Raw genomic sequence first — 228 nt, 5'->3', positions numbered from 1 at the left:
CTCCCAGATAGGACGTACCGAACCCCGGGATGCTTCACTAAAAATTGTCTGATTAACACCTAAACAATAAGTGTAAGCAACATAGGGCACGGAATCGCCCAGGTTGTATTTGGCCACATATTCAGCCCCTTTCAAAAAACGGTAATCATCATACCCGTACAGGACATTGCCCTGGTTCCAGGCCATTTCACAAAAAGCGCCCATTAGGCCGATACCCAATGTGTTAGG

At 46.9% G+C, this 228-nt stretch carries 1 pseudogene; it reads right to left on the bottom strand.

What is annotated here, in order from left to right:
- Positions 1–228: pseudogene (locus KVT36_RS32540) on the bottom strand (cell wall anchor protein); the annotation flags it as partial.

The sequence above is a fragment of the Chitinophaga sp. GbtcB8 genome, from assembly GCF_019091455.1.
Classification (GTDB): domain Bacteria; phylum Bacteroidota; class Bacteroidia; order Chitinophagales; family Chitinophagaceae; genus Chitinophaga.
Note: the sequence above shows the minus strand (reverse complement) of the source record. Positions and strands in the feature narration are given on the sequence as shown.